Origin of the sequence: Stenotrophomonas sp. NPDC077659 (genome assembly GCF_050268705.1) — a bacterium.
In the GTDB taxonomy this organism is placed as follows: domain Bacteria; phylum Pseudomonadota; class Gammaproteobacteria; order Xanthomonadales; family Xanthomonadaceae; genus Stenotrophomonas.
Genome location: NZ_JBNNHG010000265.1, coordinates 1 through 1,879, shown reverse-complemented (window position 1 = coordinate 1,879; position 1,879 = coordinate 1). Strand labels below are relative to the sequence as shown.

Genomic DNA, 1,879 nt, shown 5'->3' with positions numbered 1-1,879 from the left:
GCATCGGAGAAAGTCCTGTTGGTGAAAGGCGCAGCTGAAAACGCAGACGGGCCGTTGGACCGCACCGGCGCCAACTTCTACAAGGTCCGTGACCAGCTGAAGGCCAAGCTCGGCGCTGTCGCCGTGCCGATGCAGCTGCCGATCGGTGCCGAAGACGGCTTCAAGGGCGTCGTCGACCTGCTGAAGATGAAGGCCATCCACTGGGATGAAGCCTCGCAGGGCATGAAGTTCGAGTACAGCGACATCCCGGCTGACCTGCAGGAAAAGGCTGAAGAAGCCCGTACCTACATGATCGAAACCGCGGCTGAAGCCAGCGAAGAGCTGATGGAAAAGTACCTGGGCGGCGAAGAGCTGGCCGAGTCCGAAATCATCAACGCGCTGCGTACCCGTACCCTGGCCACCGAAATCGTCCCGATGTACTGCGGTTCGGCGTTCAAGAACAAGGGCGTGCAGGCCATGCTCGACGGCGTGATCCAGCTGCTGCCGTCGCCGGTCGACGTGCCGGACGTGACCGGTACCGACGTGGATGACGAAAACGTCGCCATGACCCGCAAGTCCGACGACAAGGCTCCGTTCTCGTCGCTGGCCTTCAAGATCATCACCGATCCGTTCGTCGGCGCACTGACCTTCTTCCGCGTCTACTCGGGCACCCTGAACGGTGGCGACACCGTCCTGAACTCGGTGAAGGGCAAGAAGGAGCGCATCGGCCGCATCCTGCAGATGCACTCGAACAACCGCGAGGAAATCAAGGAAGTTCTGGCCGGTGACATCGCCGCTGCCGTGGGCCTGAAGGACACCACCACCGGTGACACCCTGTGCTCGATCGACCAGCCGATCATCCTGGAGCGCATGACGTTCCCGGAGCCGGTGATCTCGATGGCCGTCGAACCGAAGACCAAGTCGGACCAGGAAAAGATGGGCCTGGCCCTGGGCCGTCTGGCTCAGGAAGATCCGTCGTTCCGCGTCAAGACCGACGAAGAATCCGGCCAGACCATCATCTCGGGCATGGGCGAGCTGCACCTGGACATCATCGTCGACCGCCTGAAGCGCGAATTCAACGTTGAAGCCAACGTCGGCGCGCCGCAGGTTGCGTACCGCGAAACCATCACCCTGGCCGACGTCAAGTCGGACTACAAGCATGCCAAGCAGTCCGGTGGTAAGGGTCAGTACGGTCACGTCGTGATCGAGCTGTCGCCGATCACCGCTGAAGACCGTGCCGACGCCAAGATCGCTCCGCTGATCAAGGACGACTTCCTGTTCATCAATGACATCACCGGTGGTGTCATTCCGAAGGAATTCATCCCGTCGGTTGAAAAGGGCTTGCGCGAAACCATCACCAGCGGCCCGCTGGCCGGCTTCCCGGTGGTGGACGTGAAGGTCAAGCTGGTCTTCGGTTCGTACCACGACGTCGACTCCTCGGAAATGGCGTTCAAGCTGGCTTCGTCGATGGCCTTCAAGCAGGGCTTCGCAAAGGCCAAGCCGGTGCTGCTGGAGCCGATCATGAAGGTCGAGATCGTGACCCCGGAGGATTACCAGGGTGACGTGATGGGCGACGTGAGCCGTCGTCGCGGCGTGCTGCAGGGTTCGGACACCACCGGTGACGGCTCCGCTTCGATCATCAACGCGATGATCCCGCTGGGTGAAATGTTCGGTTACGCCACTGCGCTGCGTTCGCAGACCCAGGGCCGCGCCACCTTCACCATGGAATTCGACCATTACGAGCCGGCGCCGAACAACATCGCCGAAGCCGTCATGAAGAAGGGCTGAGCCTCGCTCAGCCTCTCCTGAAACTACTTACGACAATCAAGGGATACAACAATGGCAAAGGGTAAGTTCGAGCGCACCAAGCCGCACGTCAACGTCGGCACCATCGGTCACG

General features: G+C 61.1%; 1 protein-coding gene. It reads left to right on the top strand.

Annotation, left to right across the window (positions count from 1 at the left end; genetic code table 11):
- The coding region (fusA, locus tag ACQKDV_RS19280) for an elongation factor G (protein ID WP_427785836.1) at positions 1-1,767 on the top strand (1,767 nt) is incomplete at its 5' end.
- Positions 1,768-1,879: the final 112 nt, after the last annotated feature.